This window comes from Pseudomonas oryzihabitans (assembly GCF_006384975.1).
In the GTDB taxonomy this organism is placed as follows: Bacteria; Pseudomonadota; Gammaproteobacteria; order Pseudomonadales; family Pseudomonadaceae; genus Chryseomonas; species Chryseomonas psychrotolerans_B.
The window spans coordinates 458,088-474,488 of sequence record NZ_CP021645.1; the positions used below are offsets into that span (position 1 = coordinate 458,088).

Annotated in this window: 18 protein-coding genes; 4 read left to right on the top strand and 14 right to left on the bottom strand. The window is 64.2% G+C overall.

The genetic code is table 11. The features are described 5' to 3' along the window. Nucleotides 1-95: 95 nt before the first annotated feature. Genes CCZ28_RS02025 through CCZ28_RS02050 form a run of 6 tightly spaced genes read right to left on the bottom strand, consistent with a single transcriptional unit; the run spans nucleotide 96 to nucleotide 5,197 of the window. Nucleotides 96-749, bottom strand: a complete 654-nt coding sequence (locus tag CCZ28_RS02025; protein WP_140215479.1) for an HAD family hydrolase — start codon at nucleotides 747-749, stop codon at nucleotides 96-98. Beyond that, the gene (locus CCZ28_RS02030; protein ID WP_140215481.1) at nucleotides 746-1,735 is read right to left on the bottom strand and encodes an ABC transporter ATP-binding protein; all 990 of its coding nucleotides are present in this window, start codon (nucleotides 1,733-1,735) and stop codon (nucleotides 746-748) included. The genes CCZ28_RS02025 and CCZ28_RS02030 overlap by 4 nt, the downstream gene beginning before the upstream one ends. Then, nucleotides 1,732-2,517 (bottom strand): ABC transporter permease, encoded by a 786-nt coding sequence (locus CCZ28_RS02035; RefSeq protein ID WP_140215483.1) that lies wholly within the window; start codon nucleotides 2,515-2,517, stop codon nucleotides 1,732-1,734. The genes CCZ28_RS02030 and CCZ28_RS02035 overlap by 4 nt, the downstream gene beginning before the upstream one ends. Next, entirely contained in the window at nucleotides 2,504-3,337 is an 834-nt protein-coding gene (locus CCZ28_RS02040; protein WP_140215485.1) for an ABC transporter permease, read from the bottom strand. Before CCZ28_RS02040 ends, CCZ28_RS02035 begins: the two co-directional genes overlap by 14 nt. Then, the gene (locus CCZ28_RS02045; RefSeq protein WP_140215487.1) at nucleotides 3,334-4,131 is read right to left on the bottom strand and encodes an alkaline phosphatase family protein; all 798 of its coding nucleotides are present in this window, start codon (nucleotides 4,129-4,131) and stop codon (nucleotides 3,334-3,336) included. The genes CCZ28_RS02040 and CCZ28_RS02045 overlap by 4 nt, the downstream gene beginning before the upstream one ends. 4 nt (nucleotides 4,132-4,135) lie before the next feature. Further along, nucleotides 4,136-5,197: an ABC transporter substrate-binding protein gene (locus CCZ28_RS02050; RefSeq protein ID WP_140215489.1), complete on the bottom strand. Its 1,062-nt coding sequence runs from the start codon at nucleotides 5,195-5,197 to the stop codon at nucleotides 4,136-4,138. A gap of 190 nt (nucleotides 5,198-5,387) precedes the next feature. Between CCZ28_RS02050 and CCZ28_RS02055 the strand changes: the two genes are divergently transcribed. Continuing rightward, complete coding sequence (locus CCZ28_RS02055) at nucleotides 5,388-6,116, top strand: UTRA domain-containing protein (RefSeq protein WP_140215491.1); 729 nt, start codon at nucleotides 5,388-5,390, stop codon at nucleotides 6,114-6,116. 7 nt (nucleotides 6,117-6,123) lie between these two features. On the opposite strand, the gene CCZ28_RS02060 is transcribed toward CCZ28_RS02055, so the two are convergent. The 6 genes from CCZ28_RS02060 to minC form a co-directional block, all read right to left on the bottom strand. Further along, the gene (locus tag CCZ28_RS02060; RefSeq protein ID WP_140215492.1) at nucleotides 6,124-7,413 is read right to left on the bottom strand and encodes a M18 family aminopeptidase; all 1,290 of its coding nucleotides are present in this window, start codon (nucleotides 7,411-7,413) and stop codon (nucleotides 6,124-6,126) included. A 74-nt stretch (nucleotides 7,414-7,487) separates the two neighbouring features. Next, nucleotides 7,488-8,066: a class I SAM-dependent methyltransferase gene (locus CCZ28_RS02065; protein WP_140215494.1), complete on the bottom strand. Its 579-nt coding sequence runs from the start codon at nucleotides 8,064-8,066 to the stop codon at nucleotides 7,488-7,490. A gap of 50 nt (nucleotides 8,067-8,116) precedes the next feature. After that, a complete protein-coding gene (locus CCZ28_RS02070) occupies nucleotides 8,117-8,752 on the bottom strand; it encodes an RluA family pseudouridine synthase (protein ID WP_140215496.1) in 636 nt (211 codons plus the stop codon). Between the two features lie 57 nt (nucleotides 8,753-8,809). Further along, on the bottom strand, nucleotides 8,810-9,064 hold the full coding sequence (gene minE, locus CCZ28_RS02075; RefSeq protein ID WP_058765058.1) for a cell division topological specificity factor MinE: 255 nt from the start codon (nucleotides 9,062-9,064) through the stop codon (nucleotides 8,810-8,812). Next, nucleotides 9,061-9,879 carry a septum site-determining protein MinD gene (minD, locus tag CCZ28_RS02080; protein ID WP_027597673.1) on the bottom strand — a complete coding sequence of 273 codons (819 nt, stop codon included), beginning with the start codon at nucleotides 9,877-9,879 and terminating at the stop codon, nucleotides 9,061-9,063. The genes minE and minD overlap by 4 nt, the downstream gene beginning before the upstream one ends. Nucleotides 9,880-10,013: 134 nt before the next feature. Beyond that, nucleotides 10,014-10,760: a septum site-determining protein MinC gene (gene minC, locus CCZ28_RS02085; protein WP_140215498.1), complete on the bottom strand. Its 747-nt coding sequence runs from the start codon at nucleotides 10,758-10,760 to the stop codon at nucleotides 10,014-10,016. Nucleotides 10,761-10,911: 151 nt separating this feature from the next. Between minC and CCZ28_RS02090 the strand changes: the two genes are divergently transcribed. After that, entirely contained in the window at nucleotides 10,912-11,847 is a 936-nt protein-coding gene (locus CCZ28_RS02090) for a lipid A biosynthesis lauroyl acyltransferase (protein ID WP_140215500.1), read from the top strand. Then, complete coding sequence (locus CCZ28_RS02095) at nucleotides 11,848-12,984, top strand: patatin-like phospholipase family protein (protein ID WP_140215502.1); 1,137 nt, start codon at nucleotides 11,848-11,850, stop codon at nucleotides 12,982-12,984. 21 nt (nucleotides 12,985-13,005) lie between these two features. Here the strand turns inward: CCZ28_RS02095 and CCZ28_RS02100 are convergent, their stop codons facing one another. Next, nucleotides 13,006-13,722, bottom strand: a complete 717-nt coding sequence (locus tag CCZ28_RS02100; protein WP_240795323.1) for an MlaA family lipoprotein — start codon at nucleotides 13,720-13,722, stop codon at nucleotides 13,006-13,008. Between the two features lie 94 nt (nucleotides 13,723-13,816). After that, complete coding sequence (locus tag CCZ28_RS02105) at nucleotides 13,817-15,124, bottom strand: serine/threonine protein kinase (protein ID WP_140215505.1); 1,308 nt, start codon at nucleotides 15,122-15,124, stop codon at nucleotides 13,817-13,819. A gap of 262 nt (nucleotides 15,125-15,386) precedes the next feature. On the opposite strand from CCZ28_RS02105, the gene CCZ28_RS02110 reads away from it, so the two are divergent. After that, entirely contained in the window at nucleotides 15,387-16,241 is an 855-nt protein-coding gene (locus CCZ28_RS02110; protein ID WP_140215507.1) for a glycine betaine ABC transporter substrate-binding protein, read from the top strand. Nucleotides 16,242-16,401: the final 160 nt, after the last annotated feature.

Sequence of the window (16,401 nt, forward strand, 5' to 3'; positions counted from 1 at the left end):
GCCCATGGCCGCGATACGCCGTAGCGTTTTCAGCTCGGGCTTGGGCACGCAGCAATAGTGGATAAGGCTAAGCTGTTATCCACCCTGTACGTTACCTAACGCCAGCTTAGGATCGGCCAGCCCGCCTGTTCGGCGTGTTCGCGCAGCACGGGGTCGGGGTTGACCACATGGGGTTTGCCTACGGCTTTCAGCAGCGGGAGGTCGTTGCGTGAGTCGGAATAGAAGCTGGCGGTGGCGAGCAGGCTCTGGTCACCGTCGAGCAGTTCCAGCAGCCGGGTCAGCTTGCCTTCGCGATAGGTCAGCACCCCTGCCACCTGGCCACTGTAGACGCCATGGCTGACCTGCAGGTCGATGGCCAATACCTCTTCCACGCCCAGCCGCTCGGCAATGGGCTGCACCAGATGTACCCCGGAGGCCGAGATGATGATTACCCGGTCGCCGGCGGCACGGTGGGCGGCGATGCACTTCATTGCGTCGCTGAAAATTATCGGTTCGATCACGTCTTCGACCCAGGGGCCGACCTCGAAGTCCACTTCCTCGGGCGTGCGGCCCACCAGGGGTTCGAGGTGGAAGGCCATGTAGTCTTCCATCGCCAGTTCGCCCTTGGCGTAGGCCGCCATGAGTTCGGTGTCGCGTTGGATGAAGGATTCAGAGTCGACCCAACCGAGTGCGCCCATCTGCCGGCTCCAGAGGCTGGCACAGTCACCGTCGATGAGGGTTTCGTCGAGATCGAAAATCGCCAGGGTCATGCCACTTCTCTCAGGCTGTCGGAATTGACGGCTAGAGTGACGGCCGTACCGTTCGAGTGCAAGGCCTCTGGCCCGTGGTTGAGCACATCGACGTTGAGTTCGCAGGCTTCGGTGGCGATCCGGTAGCGGATCACATTGCCCAGCAGGCTGTGGCCAACGATCCGGCCCGGGATACCCCCGGCACCGCCGAGGCGAATGGCCTCGGGACGAATCGCTACCTGGCTCTTGAAGGTCTGGCCGAACAACCGGCTGGCCTGGTCGGCTTCGAGCAGATTGTAGTTACCGATGAAGCCAGCGGCGAAGACGTCCACCGGCGCCGTGTAGAGCGTCTCGGCGTCACCGCTCTGGACGATGCGGCCCTCGCGCATCAGCACGATGCGGTCGGACAGGGTGAGGGCCTCTTCCTGGTCGTGGGTGACGAACACCGTGGTCAGGCCCAGTTCCTGCTGGATGGCGCGGATCTGCTCGCGCAGGTGCCGGCGGATGCGCGCGTCCAGCGCCGAGAGGGGCTCGTCTAGCAGCAGCAGGCGAGGGCGGACGATCAGCGAGCGCGCCAGGGCCACGCGCTGGCACTGACCGCCGGAGAGCTGGTGCGGATAGCGCTCGGCGTAACCTTCGAGTTCCACCAGCGTCAGGGCCTCGATCACCCGCCGGCTGACCTCGTCCCGCGCCAGGCGCTGCATGCGCAGGCCGAAGGCGACGTTCTGCTCCACGGTCATGTTGGGGAACAGGGCGTAGCTTTGGAACACCATGGCGATGCCGCGGCGCTGGGGGGACAGGGCGGTGATGTCCTGGCCTGCCAGCACTATGCTGCCGCGGTCGACCTCGGTGAGACCGGCCAGGCAGCGCAGCAGGGTGGACTTGCCGCAGCCCGAAGGGCCGAGCAGGGTGACCAGTTCGCCTTGTTCGGCATGGAAGTCGATGTCGGTGAACAGGGTGTTGGCGCCATAGCGCTTGTGCAGTCCCTTGACCGCGAGATAGCTCATGTCCGCTCCCGATTCAGGCAATTGGCGATCCAGGTCATCAGCAGGACCGCGACGAAGTACGAGATGACCAGGGCGCTGGTGAAGTGGCCGCTACCGTTGCGCAGGTTGTAGAGATAGACCTGCAACGTCTCGTAGCGGGTGCCCACCAGCAGGTTGGCGAAAACGAATTCGCCGATGAGGAAAGAGAAGGACAGGAACAGCGCCACCATTAACCCGGTTCTCAGGTTGGGCAGCACCACCAGCAGGGCGGCGCGCCAGGAGCTGGCGCCGAGCAGATGGGCCGCGTCCATCAGGTCGCGCAGATTGAGCGCTTGCAGGTTGTTGCTGATGGCCCGGTACATGAAGGGCAGGGCGATGGTGAAGTAGCAGAACACCAGGATCCAGGGTGTACCGGTCAGCGGCAGCGGCCCGCTGGCGTAGAGCTGCAGCAGGCCGACCGCCGAGACCACCGGGGGCACGGCGAAGGGCAACAGGATCAGCACGTTCATCAGCGCATCCAGCCGCGGGAAGTGATAGGCGATGGCGAACATGGCCGGCAGGATCAGCACGCAGGAGAGCGCCAGGGCGCCGAAGCAGATCGCCAGGGAGCGGCCGAAGGCGGCGAGAAAGCGCGGATCGCTCCACAGCTGCAGGTACCACTTGAAGGTGAAGCCGGCCGGCAGCAGGGTCGCCGACCACTGGGTGGCGAGGGAATAGACCAGGGTCGCGGCCAGGGGCGCGAACAGGATCAGGAACAGCAGCCAGACCACCAGGCGGTGGTAGAGACGCTCAGTTCTGGACATGGCGACTCCGCCGTAGCAACCACTGGTGGACCAGGGTGATGAGAGTCATGAAGACCACCAGCAGCATGGCCAGGGCCGCCGCCAGGTTGGGCTCCAGATCGATGTCACCGGACACCAGGGCGGCGATGCGCACCGGCACCACGTTGAAGTTGCCGCTGGTGAGGGCGTAGACCGTGGCATAGGCGCCCAGGGCGTTGGCCAGCAGGATGATGAAGGTACCGATCAGCGCCGGGCTGAGCACCGGTAGCCCGATCTGCCGCCAGTATTGCCAGGTACCGGCGCCCAGTAGCGCCGCTGCCTCGCGCCAGTCCTGCTTGAGGGCTTCGAAGGCGGGGAGCAGCAGCAGGACGCCCAGGGGGATCTGGAAATAGGTGTAGATGAGGATCAGCCCACCCCGGTTATAGAGATTGAAGCTTTCCAGCAGGCCCAGGCGCTGGAGCGCCAGGGTCAGGCAGCCGTTGATCCCCAGCAGGATGATGAAGGCGAAGGCCAGGGGGACCCCGGCGAAGTTGCTGGTCATGTTGGTGAAGGCCACCACGAAACCGCGCAGGCGTGACTCCACCCGCGTCAGCGAGTAGGCACCGATCAGGGAGATGGCCAGGCCCAACACGCTGGACCAGAGCGAGATTTCCAGGGAAAGGCGGATGGCCTGGAGGTAGAAGGGCGAGCCGAGGATTTCACCATAGTTGGCCAGCCCCCAGCTGCCGTCGCTGGCCTGGAAGCTGTTGAACGCTATCCAGGCCAGGGGCGCAAGTTGGAAGGCGCCGAACACCAGCAGGAAGGGCAGCAATAACAGCAGGGCGAACCAGGGGCGCCTCATGCCAGCAACTCCTGGCAGCAGGGCTTGTCGTGGGCAAGGCCCAGCAAGGAGCAGACCGTGCCACAGATTTCCACCTGGCGTGGCGTGGCCTCGCCCAGGGAAAAACCATCGCCAAAGACGAACAGCGGAACCTCGCGCTCTTCGGCCAGGGTGCCGCCATGGCTGCGGTCGTCGTTCATGCCGTGGTCGGCGGTCACCAGCACCTGGTAGCCGGCGTCCAGCCAGGTGGGCAGGTAGTGGGACAGCAGGCCATCGGCGCGCCGCGCGGCGTTGCGGTATTCGGGGCTGGAGAGACCGTGCCGGTGGCCGGCATCGTCGATGTTCATCGGATGCACCAGCAGGATGTCCGGGGCATGCGCCAGGCGCAGGTGCTCGGCGTCGTCGAACAGGTGGGAATCCGGGTAGTGATCGGCGTAGTAGAAGTGCCCGTGTTGGATCGGCAGGCTGGTGTCGCTGACGTGCCTGTCCCGTGCCGGCTCGAAGGGGGTGCGGTTGTAGAGTTCGCTGACCCAGTGATAGGCCGCGGCGGCGGTGGTGAGCCCGGCGGCCTGGGCCAGCTGGAAGAGACTTGTCTGGTTGGAGAGGCGATTCACGCCGTTGTGGACGATGCCGCTGCTCACCGGCGGTATGCCGGTGAGCAGGCATTCGTAGAGCGGACGGGAGAGCGAGGGCAGCTCGCACTCCAGCCGGTAGAGGCGACCCCGGCCGGCCAGGCACAGGGCCTGGAGGAAGCCGAGTCCGTGTTCGGCGACCCTCAGAGCGAGTCCGTCCAGGACGACCAGGATGACCTTCATGGCGTTACTGCTGCATGTTGATCAGGACGCGCTCCTGCCAGAGCCGCGGCAGGCGCTTGGCGGTCTCCTCCCAAGCCTTGGCGTCGGCGATGGGGCGGGCTTTGGCGTATTCCGCCTGGGGCAGCAGCTTGGCCTGTACATCGGCCGGCAGGGTCAGGTGCTCAGCGCGGATCGGCCGGGCATAGCCCTCGGCCAGATTGATCTGGCCGGCGTCGGAGAAGATGAACTCGCGGGTCAGCTTGGCGGCGTTGGGGTGCTTGGCGTACTTGTTGATGATGGTGGTGTAGCCGGAGGTCACCGAGCCATCGGAGGGAATCAAGACGTCGAAGCGACTACGGTCGATCTGGTCGCGATAGTTCAGGGCATTGAAGTCCCAGACTACGCCGACTTCCACTTCACCCTTCTCGATATTGGCCACCACCGGGTTGGTGAAGGACAGGCGGCCCTGCTTGGCCAGCTTGGCGAAGAAGTCCAGCGCCGGCTGGATGTTCTTCTCGTCGCCACCGTTGGCATAGGCCGCCGCCAGGACGCCACTCACTGCCTGGGAAGAGGCGCTGACGTCACCGATGGTGACCTTGTACTTGCCCTTGAGCAGGTCGGCCCAGGAGTGCGGCACGTCCTTGACCGTCTGCTTGTTGACGATGAAGGCGATGGTGCCGGTGTAGGCCAGTGCCCAGTAGCCGTCCTTGTCCTTGGCCCAGGCCGGTACCTGGTCCCAGGTAGTGGGTTTGTAGGGCTGGACCACGCCCTTCTGCACGGCGACGGGGCCGAAGGAGGCGCCCACGTCACCGATATCGGCAGAGGCGTTCTCGCCTTCGGCGGCGAACTTGGCGATCTCCTGGGCCGAGCTCATGTCGGTATCCTGGTGCTTGAGCCCGTACTTCTGCTCGAGATCGCGCCAGGTGGCTTTCCAGTTCGCCCAGGAGTCGGGCATGCCGACGCTGTTCACTTGGCCTTCCTTGCGGGCGGCGGCTTCGAGGGCTTTGAGGTCGACGGTATCGGCGAAGGCGGTACCGGCCTGTACCGCAATCGCAGTGGCCAACAAGGAAGCAAGTAGACGGGTCATACGAGGGCTCCAGGGTCGATGGCTGGTCTAGGTCAATAAGACACGGGCCAATCTAGGAGCTGGGTATGACGTTTTAATGGCAATCCGCCCTGTTCCAGCGCTGGCACGGGCACTGCAGTCGTCACCAAGCGGTCATCTGACCGTCTTAGTCTCCAACCAAACCCTAGTCGAGGCGCTCCGGGTGCCCCCATTGGCAACTGGTCTAGTCCAAACGAGTACGTCGGGTGCCGGTGCCATCCGCCAGGCGCTGCAGGAACAGATCGCCCATGGGCTGCTGCCGGCCATGGGCAAGTTGCCGTCCGAGCGGCAGCTGAGCGAATTGTTCGCCACCACCCGTATCACCCTGCGTGAAGCCCTGCTGCAGCTGGAAGCCCTGGGTCTGATCTATCGCGAGGAGCGCCGCGGCTGGTTCGTCGCGCCGCCGCGCCTGACCTACAACCCACTGGCGCGGACCCACTTTCATGCCATGGTGGAAGCCCAGGGCCGCCGACCGGCGACCGAAGTGCTGGCGGCGCGGCAGATGTTGGCTTCAGCCGAGATCTGCCGCGTGCTGGAGTTACCGGCACTTTCCAGTGTTTATCAGATCAGGCGCGTGCGCCGGATCGATGGCCGCCTGGTGCTCTATGTCGAGCACTACCTCAATGCGACCTATTTTCCCGGTCTGCTGGAGCATGACCTGCAGCGCTCCCTTACCGAGCTGTATCGCGACCGCTATGAGATCCGCTACGGCGAGGTGCGCTTCGAGATCCTGCCCACGGCGCTGTTGCCGGAGGCGGCCCAGGCCCTGCGGGTAGCGCAGGGCAGTCCCGCCCTGCACATCACCCGCATCAACCATGACCAGCAGGGCCGGCTGATCGACTGCGACCTGGAATTCTGGCGGCATGACGCCATCCAAGTCAGGGTTGAGGTGCCTGACTAGTCGGGGCTCAGAGCGGCAGCTCCGAGCTGGCGTAGAAGGCCGTTAACACCTTGATCAGATAGCCCAGGTCACGACTGCCGGCCAGTTCGCGGATGGAGTGCATGGCGAAGGTGGGCAGACCGATGTCCACGGTGCGCACGCCCAACTGCCCGGCGGTGATGGGGCCGATGGTGGAGCCGCAACCCATGTCGCTGCGCACCACGAAGCTCTGCACCGGTACCCCTTCGCGCTGGCAAAGATCGCGGAAGAAGGCCGCGGTCTCGCTGCTGGTGGCATAGCGCTGGTTGGCATTCACCTTGATGACCGGTCCGGCGTTCAGTTTCGGGCCGTGGTTGCCATCGTGCTTGTCGGCGTAGTTAGGGTGCACGCCATGGGCGTTGTCGGCCGATATCAGCAGCGAGCGCTGCAGCGTGCGGGTAAAGGCATCCCCTGCGGGCAGCAGGCGCTGCAGCACCTGTTCGAGGAAGGGACCGTCGGCGCCGCAGCAGGAGGTGGAGCCCACTTCCTCGTGATCAGTGCAGACCAGCACGGCGTTTTCGTCACCCTCGCTTGCCAGCAGGGCTTCCAGGCCGGCATAGCAGGACAGCAGGTTGTCCAGGCGCGCGGCGGCGATGAAGTCGTCTTCCAGGCCGACCAGGGCAGCCGGCTGGACGTCATAGAAGCTCAGTTCGAAATCCAGTACCTCGGCGTCGCCGATGCCGTGTTCCTGTTGCAGGCGGGTGGCCAGCAGGGCGCGGAAGTCGCGCCGCTCGCCGGCAGGCACCTGGGCCAGGATCGGTGGCAATTCGTTCTGGGCATTGATGGCCCAGCCCTGGTTGGCTTCGCGATTGAGGTGGATCGCCAGGTTGGGAATGATCGCCAGCGGTTTGCGGAAATCGACCAGGCGGCTCTGTACGCGCCCCTCGGTGCGGAAGGTTACCCGTCCCGCCAGCGAGAGGTCACGATCGAACCAGGGAGCCATGAGCATACCGCCGTAGACCTCGACGCCGAGCTGCCAGAAGCCCTGCCGATGGAGTTCCGGCTGCGGTTTGACCTTGAGGCAGGGACTGTCTGTGTGGGCGCCGACCAGGCGCAGGCCGCGCTCCAGCGGCTGGCCGCCCAGGCGCACGGCGATCAGCGAGGAATCGTTGCGGGTGATGTAGTAGCGGCCGCCGGGCTGCACGGACCAGGTCTCACGCTCATCCAGCCGCTGGTAGCCAGCCGCGTCGAGGCGACGGGCGAGGCTGGCAGTGGCGTGGAAGGGGGTAGGGGAGCTGGAGAGGAAATCGACGAGGCCTTGGATCTGATTGGTACTCATGAATGACTCCGGACGACGAGGCGCCCAGTCTAGGTTCTAAGGCCCGGATGAGTCGAGCACAGCGCCTTTGCTGCTCAGCGCCGACGCAGCACCAGGTGATGGATATGCCAGTGCTTGGGCTGGCCGACGGGGGTGTGGCCATCCTCTTCTTCTTCCCGATGATGCAGGACGTCCCATCCCTCGAGCAGCCGCTGCAGCCCGACCTCGCTCACTACCGTCACGCCTTTGCGGGCCCAGCTATCCCGCTCGCCGAACAGTTGGCCGCAGAAGAGCCCACCCGAACGGGTTGCCGAGGTGATCCGTGCCCAAAGCTCGGCGAAGCGGGCCGGCTCGCAGAAGGGCAGGGCGAAGCTGGAATTGACGAGGTCGTAGCGCTCCAGTTCCAGCGTCTCGAAGGATGCCTGGCGCGTATCCAGCCGATCGCTCAGGGCGTTCGGCACCCGCTGGCGCAATTCGCTGAGCGCTGCGGCTTCGGCATCCACCGCCAGCACCTGCCAGCCGCGCTCCAACAGCACCAGGGTATCGCGGCCGGTGCCACAACCCAGGTCCAGTGCCCTCGCCGGCGGCTCCGACCAGAGCGCCAATCCCTGCAGCAGGGTAGCGCGCGGAGCGCCGCCCGCCGTGGCGGCGTAGTAGGACGTCCAATTCGACAAGGCACGCTCCTCGAAGGTAGGTTCCGTCAGTATGCCAGCGCCGCTGGGCGTCAGAAGGGCGCGGGGCTCTCGAATCTCAGCCGCTCGCCCGAGGTGGGATGGGTAAGTACCAGCAGGCTGGCGTGCAGGCACAACCGCGAATGAGCGGCCAACGCTTCGGGGTGGGCATAGAGCTGATCGCCCAGCAGCGGATGGCCGATGCTCAGCATATGGACCCGCAACTGGTGGGAACGGCCGGTGATGGGCGTGAGCCCCACCCGGCTGTAATGACCATGACGTTCCAGCACTTGCCAGAAGGTCAGGGCATGGCGGCCCAGTTCGTGATCCACCACATGACGCGGTTTGGTCGGCGGATCGTAGCGCAGCGGCAGCTCGATCCGGCCGCTGTTGGCTTCCGGCTCGCCCCAGCACAGGGCGATGTAGGCCTTTTCCGTCTCCCGGTCATGGAATTGCCGCGACAGCTCGCGATGGCTATCGGCATCCCGCGCCAGCACTATGACCCCGGAGGTCTCCCAGTCCAGGCGGTGGACGATGCGCGCCTCGGGATAGCCGTTTTCCTGCAGGCGGGTCACCAGGCAGTCGCGGTTGTCTTCGGCGCGACCGGGGACGGAGAGCAGCAGGGTGGGTTTGTCGACTACCAGCAGGGCGTCGTCCTGATGGAGGATACGAATGTTGGAAAGAGGCATGGGATTCCTAAACGCCAACGGCGGCCCTGGGGCCGCCGTTGTCCTGCACCTTGCGCCTCAGCGGTCGGGCAGGGTGATGTTGAGTTCCAGGATGGAGCAACTGCCCTGGTTCTCCAGTTCCACCTGGATCTGGTCCTGCTCGATGGGCACGTACTTGCGGATCACCTCCAGCAAGTCCTTCTGCAACTGCGGAAGGTAATCCGGTTGGGCATGACGACCGCGCTCGTGGGCGACGATGATCTGTAGCCGTTCCTTGGCTATCGAAGCGCTGTTCTGCTTCTTCCGATCGCGAAAGAAGTCGAAGATGCTCATTCGCCACCACCCCCGAACAGACGTTGCAGGAAGCCTTTCTTCTTCACGTCGAGGAAGCGGTAGGCCACTTCCTTGCCGAGCAGTCGCTCCACGGTATCACTGTACGCCTGGCCGGCATCGCTCTGTTCGTCGAGAATCACCGGAATACCCTGGTTCGAGGCCTTGAGCACGGCCTGGGATTCCGGGATCACGCCGAGCAGGCGGATGGACAGGATCTCTTCCACGTCTTCGACGCCGAGCATTTCGCCCTTGGTGACGCGCTCCGGGTTGTAGCGGGTCAGCAGCAGGTGCTCCTTGATGGCTTCCTCGCCTTTCTCAGCGCGGCGGGACTTGCTGGCCAGCAAGCCGAGCATGCGGTCGGAGTCACGTACCGAGGAGACCTCGGGGTTGGTGACGACGATGGCTTCGTCGGCGAAATACATCGCCAGGTGGGCACCCTTCTCGATGCCGGCGGGGGAGTCGCAGACGATGAAATCGAAGGTCTGCTTGAGTTCGTTGATCACGCGCTCGACGCCGTCCTGGGTCAGGGCGTCCTTGTCGCGGGTCTGGCTGGCGGCCAGCACGAAGAGGTTCTCGAGACGCTTGTCCTTGATCAGGGCCTGGGTCAGGGTCGCCTCGTTGTTGATCACGTTGACGAAGTCGTACACCACCCGGCGCTCGCAACCCATGATCAGGTCGAGGTTACGCAGGCCGACGTCGAAGTCGACGATGACGGTCTTGTGCCCACGCAGGGCGAGGCCGGTGCCGATGGCAGCGCTGCTGGTGGTCTTGCCGACGCCGCCTTTGCCGGAGGTGACTACGAGTACTTTGGCCAAACTGATTCACCTTGATCGAAAGTAATAACTGAAACGACTCGACGCCCTCGGTGACGAGATTGCAGGCGTGTTCGCGCTTCGTTCGAGCGTTGGCGGCACGGCCGCCAATTGCGAAAAATTCGCGGAAGTATCCGTTAAAGGCGGGTGATGTTCAACACATCTCCCACCAAACTGACCTGTACGGGATTGCCCCATTGTGGATGGCGTCGCAGGTCTTCGGCGACCTTGTACTGGCCAGCGATGGAGAGCAGTTCCGCGGTCAACTGCTGGCAGAAGATCCGCGCTTTGGTATCACCTTTGACGCCCGCCAGGGCGCGGCCACGCATGGGGCCGTAGACGTGGATGTTGCCATCGGCGAGCAATTCGGCGCCGGGGCTGACCGGTGCCAGTACCACCAGGTCGCCCGCTGGCGCATAGAGCTGCACGCCGCCACGCACGGGCGCGGTGATGATCTTGGTCGGGTTGACCGTTGGCGCGGCGGGCTTGGGCGGCTCCACCGGCTTGGCCGGCTCGCGGTCACGGGCTTCGATCTGACGCTCGCGCCCGCCGGAGCTGGGCGGCAGGATCGGCAGGTCGTAGTCATTGGCCGCGGCCAGGTCCTCGCTGCGGCTGGCGCGCAGGGCGAGGGTGCGCAGGCCGTGGCGGCGGCAGAGGTCGAGCAGGGCGCCGAGGTCGAGTTGGCCGGCGTCCTCGCCCAGTTTGTCCAGGGCCAGGACCAGTGGGGTTTCCTGGAAGAAGTTGGGCGCCTGGGCAACCTTCTGTGCCAGTTGCCGGTCCAGGCGACCCAGGTCGTTGCGGAGAAGCTCCAGGACGGTCACGGCGAGCATATTGCCCTTGAGCTGGAAGACGGAGTCGCTTTCGGAGGGATCGGCTGCGGTCATGGTGGGTACTTGTGCTTGGATGGCGGGACTTATAGCGGGATGCCCGGCGTGTCGCAACCCTCGCCGGGTGATCCGGGTCTCGACTGTGAAGGCTACGGGAAATCTGTGCGAGGCCTGTAGAATGGCGCGACTTTTTCATGCAGGAGTTCCGATGGAGCGGCCGTCTTTCCGCCTCGCCTTTCTCAATCCACGTTACTGGCCGCTCTGGCTGGGGCTGGGCCTGCTCTGGCTGCTGGTGCAACTACCCTATGGTGTGCTGCTGCGTATCGCCGAGGGCCTCGGCTGGGTGTTCTATCAAGTGGCTGGTCAGCGCCGAGCCATTGCCCGTCGCAACCTCGAACTGTGTTTTCCCCAATTGGACGAGCGGGCTCGTGAGCTCCTGCTCAGGCGCAATTTCGCCAGCAGTGCCATGGCACTGCTGGAAATGGCCATGAGCTGGTGGTGGCCGCGCCAGCGGCTTGCCCGGCTGGCGCACATCGAAGGCTTGGAGCACCTGCAGGCCGCCCGGCGCGACGGGCAGGGCGTGATTCTCATGGCGCTGCATTTCACTACCCTGGAAATCGGCGCCGCGCTGCTCGGCCAGCGGCACACCATCGATGGCATGTACCGCCAGCACAAGAATCCGGTCTTCGATTTCATCCAGCGCCAGGGACGCGAGCGGCACAACCAGGATGCCACCGCCATCGAACGCGAGGATGTGCGCGCCATGCTCAAGGTGCTGCGCGCCGGACGGGCCATCTGGTACGCGCCGGATCAGGACTACGGCGCCAAGCAGAGTCTGTTCGTTCCGCTGTTCGGTATTCCGGCCGCGACGGTGACCGCGACGACCAAGTTCGCCCGGCTGGGACGGGCACGGGTATTGCCCTTCACCCAGGAGCGCCTGGCCGATGGCTCCGGCTACCGGCTAATCATTCATCCGCCGTTGGCCGATTTCCCCGGCGAAAGCGAGGAGGCCGACTGCCGGCGTATCAATCAATGGGTGGAGCACTGCGTCAGCGAGTTGCCGGAGCAATACCTCTGGGCACATCGTCGCTTCAAGACGCGGCCGCCGGGAGAGCCCAAGCTGTATCCGGAGAAGAAGCGCTAGATGAGCGAATCGCCCGAGCAGCGTACCGGACTCATCCTGGCGGGCGGTGGCGCCCGGGCGGCCTATCAGGTCGGGGTACTGCAAGCCGTGGCAGCGACTCTGGGCCAGCGGGCGGACAATCCCTTTCCCATCCTGGTCGGGACCTCGGCGGGCGCGCTCAATGCGGCGGTGCTCGCCTGTGGTGCTATGGATTTCAGCCGTGCGGTCGAGCGACTGGCGGCGGTGTGGTCTGGTCTCGAAACCGGGATGATCTATCGCAGCGACTGGCTCGGCGCGACCCGTCAAGCCGGTCGTTTCGGCTTGCAGACGCTGTTCGGCGCCTGGCGCCAGGAGCCGCTGGCACTGCTGGACAACGCTCCGCTTAGGGCGCTGCTGACCCGCGAGTTGGACTTCTCCGGTATCACCGCCGCGTTGCGCGCCCGTGCGCTGCGGGCGGTGGCGGTCACGGCCTTCGGTTATGCCTCCGGCCAGGCGATGACCTTCTATCAAAGCCATGGCGTACTCGACCCCTGGTTTCGCCATCGGCGGGTTGGCGTGCCAGCACGGCTGGCGGTCGACCACCTGATGGCCAGCACGGCCATTCCGCTGTTCTTCCCGCCGGTAAAGGTGGAGCGGGAGTTTCTCGGCGACGGCTCGGTGCGGCAGACGGCGCCCATCAGCCCAGCGCTGCACCTGGGGGCGGATCGTGTGTTGGTGATAGGGCTGGGTGCCCCAGGGGGCAATGAACATGCCTTGCTGGGGCGACCGCCCAGCGTCGCCCAGATCGGCGGTCATCTGCTCAACAGCACCTTCGTCGATGCGCTGGACAGCGATACCGAAACACTACGGCGGCTCAATCTGCTGAGCGCCGCCCTGCCGGCGGGCGATCCGGTCAACGGTAGGCTGTGTCGCCCGGTCGAGATGCTGGTCATCTCGCCGAGCCAGCCGCTGGCGGACATAGCTACAAGGCACCGCAAGCGCTTGCCGCCAGCTCTGCGGCAATTGTTGCGGGGCGTCGGCGTCAACCGACCTTCGGGTAGTGCCCTGCTCAGCTATCTGCTGTTCGAGTCCGCGTATTGCCAGGAGCTAATGGCCCTTGGGCGAGCCGATGCGCAACTCCGGCTGGCGGAGTTGCGCACCTTTCTCAGGTTGTCCTGAGATCTCAAGGTGTCTTGAGGTTCATTCGGCGATCTGCAACTCGCGCGCCTTGGTATAGAAGTAACGCAGCTTCTCGTACTCGAAAGGCGAGTCGAATTGGCCGTAGCGGAACGGATTCACGTACCTGAGGTTGACGGCGCGCAGCAGGATGATCTCCGGATGGCGACCGCTTTCCTGGCTGACGTTGAGGAAGTTGATCTGGCTCTCGGCGGTGAAGTCGAAGGCCAGGCCCGTGGTGTCGCGCAGGTTGGACGGACCGAGCACCGGCAGCATCAGGTAGGGACCGGCGCCGACACCATAGAAGCCGAGGGTTTCGCCGAAATCCTCGGGCTGCCGCATCAGACCCATGCGGGTAGCCGGGTCCCACAGGCCGAAGACGCCGAGGGTGGTGTTGATCAGCAGGCGGCCGGAGGTGTCCAGGGCGCGTCGGCCCTTGAACTGCAGCAGGCTGTTGACCAGGTTGGTCACGTCGCCCAGGTTGGCGAAGAAGTTGCTCACGCCGGAGCGGACGAAGCCCGGGGTGATGTAGCGATAGCCGTTGACTACCGGCAACAGGACCCATTGGTCCAGCCGGTAGTTGAAGTGATAGACGCGCCGGTTCCAGGGCTCCAGCGGGTCGTAGACGTCCAGTGCCTCGAGAGAGGCGCGCTCGAATTCGCGCTGATCGAGACCTGGGTTGTACTTCAGCGTCGACAGCGGATTGGTGAAGCCATCCGCGCCTACCGGGGCCGGCGGCATGGTGGTGGAGGATTGGGTCAGCGAGGAAGACGCGGCGTTCGGCTCGGCAGCGAAGGCAGAGGCACTGGCCAGCAGCAGCAGGGCGAGAAGGGATCTAACCACGGGCGAAGAACTCCAGCATGGCGTTCGCATTGACGCGGTAGTTGATGTTGCCGCAGTGACCGCCGTAGGGGTAGACGGTCAGGCGGTCACCGAAGGTCTTGCGCAGGAAACCGAGGTCGCCGGGGCCGAGGATGATGTCGTCGGCGTTGTGCATGACACCGATCTTCTTGCTGGTGCGTAGGTAGTCTTCCAGGGCGGGCAGGCTGGACTGGTAGGCCAGTTGGCTGACCGCATGGCCCTTGAAGGCCTTCTGCCAGAAGGGCAAGACCTGCTCGGTCATGTAGCAGTCGAAGTCGCACTGCAGTGAGCGGGCCAGGAAGGGCGTCAGGCTGGTGCCTTCGGTGATGGGGTAGTTCGGGGGAGTGATCAGGCCGCGACGGTTGATCAGATCCGCGGTGAAGGAGATATCGGCTGCCGAGAAGCGGAAGACCGAGCCGATCAGCATGGCCATCTCCTCGTTGCTCAGACGCTCCGGGGAGTCCTGGAGATCCTGGACCACGGCATCATTGAAATCGACATAGCCCTTCTCGCGGAAGTAGCGCGTCAGCTTGGCCAGGATCAGCTCGTAGAAGGTGCGGGTGTTGGTCACTCCCTTCACTTCGGTCTGTACCAGGCGGTCGAGGTTACGCACCGAGGTCAGCAGGTTGACCGGCGGATTGACCATCAGCACCCGCTTGAAGTTGAAGCTGCGCATGCTTTCGTCGAGCTGGGCGACGAAGGCGGCATCCAGGCCGCCGAGGCTGTAACCGGTGAGGAAGTATTCGGTCACCGGCAGCTTGGGATGCTGGGCGCGGATCGCCTGCATGGCCCGGTAGAGATCCTCGGCGTCCTGCGGCGTGTAGCCCGGAGTGGCGGTACGCGAAGCGGAGGCCATGAAGTCCCAGCTGGTCGGCGAGGACACCTGCACCACATGGTAACCGGCGGAGTAGTAGAGCCGCTTGAGGTAGTCCACCGTACTGGCGGCGTAATTGGCTCCGGTACCGGCGATGATGAAGATCAGCGGCGCCGGGTGCGACTGGCGGGCCAGGATGTAATGGAATTTCTTCACCGGCCAGAAGTTGTCCGGCAACTGGTACTGACGCTCGGGGCGCAGATTGATGGTGTATTCGTCCTGGTCGATGCTGCTGTTCTTGGGCAGCTCCGGACGCAGGGCTTCGGGCGTGGTGGTGATGGTCGCTTCGAAGGGATTGATCAGCGGATAGCCGTAGGTGGCGGCATCCACGTCCGCCGCCTGGGCGACGCCGAGCAAACCAGGTAAGAGCGCGCCCAGCAGGGCGACGACGCGCAACGGATGACGCATGGACAGAGTCCTTTCAGGGGGCTGAGAGCGTTAGTAAGACAACGGCCCTTGGATAGGTTGCATCGACAGCCGCCGCTTTTTGCGAGGCGTCGATTACAGAGGGCTCCGTGCTTGCCGTCAAGCGACAGTCGTTGTCGCGATAAGTGCGGTTGCTGTCGCTAAGGGTTCGCTGCACGTCGCGGGGATGGCAGTGCCGATCTTTCGGAATCCGAATGATTGGGGTAGGGCATTCGCCCGAATTCCACTGCGAGAGGACTGCTGCATGAGCATGGTGAAGAAACTGTTAGGGATTGGACTCGGTGTCGCGCTCACCACGGCCATGGGTATTGCCCAGGCGGCGGCCAAGCCCGAGATCACCATCGGTTATGTCGATGGCTGGGCGGACAGCGTGGCTACCACGTTCACCGCGGCTACCGTGATTCGTGAAAAGCTGGGCTATGAGGTCAAGCTGATGCCGGTCGCGGCCGGTATCATGTGGCAGGGCGTTGCCCGCGGCAAACTGGACGCCATGCTGTCCGCCTGGCTACCGGTCACCCATGGCGCCTATTACGACAAGATGAAGGACCAGGTGGTCGATCTGGGCGTCAATACCCCCGACGCCAAGATCGGCCTGATCGTGCCCGAATACGTCAAGATCAACAGCATCGCCGATCTGGAAGCCCAGAAAGCCGAGTTCGGTGGTCGGATTATCGGTATCGATGCCGGCGCTGGGGTCATGCTCAAGGCCGACCAGGCAATCAAGGACTACGGTCTGGACTACAAGCTGGTTGCCAGCTCGGGTAGCGGCATGATCGCCGAGCTGACCCGTGCCGAGAAAGACCAGAAGCCGGTCGTGGTCACCGGCTGGATACCGCATTGGATGTTCGCCAAGTGGAAGCTCAAGTTCCTTGAAGATCCCAAGGGTGTCTTCGGTGGTTCCGAGCATGTGGATACCGTCGCCAACCCTGCCCTGGAAGCCAAGGCCAAGCCGGTCTGGGACTTCCTGAAGAAGTTCGCCTGGAAGCCGGGTCAGGTCAACGAGGTGATGCTGGCGATCGAAGAAGGCCAGACGCCTGAAGCCGCCGCCAAGGCCTGGGTCGCTGCCCACCCGGAAGAGGTCAAGTCCTGGGTGCAGTAAGGACCAAGGTAATAAAAAACGGGCCCTCGGGCTAATGCCGATCAGTTAAGGAAAAACGCCGCGTTCTTGCGAAGAGAACGCGGCGTTTTTTGTGGCTTCCAGGGTGGTCAGAACCATTGGATGGACTGCAATCGGGGCTTAACTGACTGGCATTAGCCCT

What these genes read in the sequence shown, in the direction of transcription:
- CCZ28_RS02070 (WP_140215496.1), bottom strand. Translation starts at nt 8,752, where the DNA reads ATGCCTCTTTCCAACATTCGTATCCTCCATCAGGACGACGCCCTGCTG.
- CCZ28_RS02105 (WP_140215505.1), bottom strand. Translation starts at nt 15,124, where the DNA reads ATGCGTCATCCGTTGCGCGTCGTCGCCCTGCTGGGCGCGCTCTTACCT.
- CCZ28_RS02035 (WP_140215483.1), bottom strand. Translation starts at nt 2,517, where the DNA reads ATGTCCAGAACTGAGCGTCTCTACCACCGCCTGGTGGTCTGGCTGCTG.
- CCZ28_RS02110 (WP_140215507.1), top strand. Translation starts at nt 15,387, where the DNA reads ATGAGCATGGTGAAGAAACTGTTAGGGATTGGACTCGGTGTCGCGCTC.
- CCZ28_RS02025 (WP_140215479.1), bottom strand. Translation starts at nt 749, where the DNA reads ATGACCCTGGCGATTTTCGATCTCGACGAAACCCTCATCGACGGTGAC.
- CCZ28_RS02095 (WP_140215502.1), top strand. Translation starts at nt 11,848, where the DNA reads ATGAGCGAATCGCCCGAGCAGCGTACCGGACTCATCCTGGCGGGCGGT.
- CCZ28_RS02090 (WP_140215500.1), top strand. Translation starts at nt 10,912, where the DNA reads ATGGAGCGGCCGTCTTTCCGCCTCGCCTTTCTCAATCCACGTTACTGG.
- CCZ28_RS02045 (WP_140215487.1), bottom strand. Translation starts at nt 4,131, where the DNA reads ATGAAGGTCATCCTGGTCGTCCTGGACGGACTCGCTCTGAGGGTCGCC.
- CCZ28_RS02040 (WP_140215485.1), bottom strand. Translation starts at nt 3,337, where the DNA reads ATGAGGCGCCCCTGGTTCGCCCTGCTGTTATTGCTGCCCTTCCTGCTG.
- minC (WP_140215498.1), bottom strand. Translation starts at nt 10,760, where the DNA reads ATGACCGCAGCCGATCCCTCCGAAAGCGACTCCGTCTTCCAGCTCAAG.
- minE (WP_058765058.1), bottom strand. Translation starts at nt 9,064, where the DNA reads ATGAGCATCTTCGACTTCTTTCGCGATCGGAAGAAGCAGAACAGCGCT.
- CCZ28_RS02060 (WP_140215492.1), bottom strand. Translation starts at nt 7,413, where the DNA reads ATGAGTACCAATCAGATCCAAGGCCTCGTCGATTTCCTCTCCAGCTCC.
- CCZ28_RS02050 (WP_140215489.1), bottom strand. Translation starts at nt 5,197, where the DNA reads ATGACCCGTCTACTTGCTTCCTTGTTGGCCACTGCGATTGCGGTACAG.
- CCZ28_RS02100 (WP_240795323.1), bottom strand. Translation starts at nt 13,722, where the DNA reads ATGCCGCCGGCCCCGGTAGGCGCGGATGGCTTCACCAATCCGCTGTCG.
- CCZ28_RS02030 (WP_140215481.1), bottom strand. Translation starts at nt 1,735, where the DNA reads ATGAGCTATCTCGCGGTCAAGGGACTGCACAAGCGCTATGGCGCCAAC.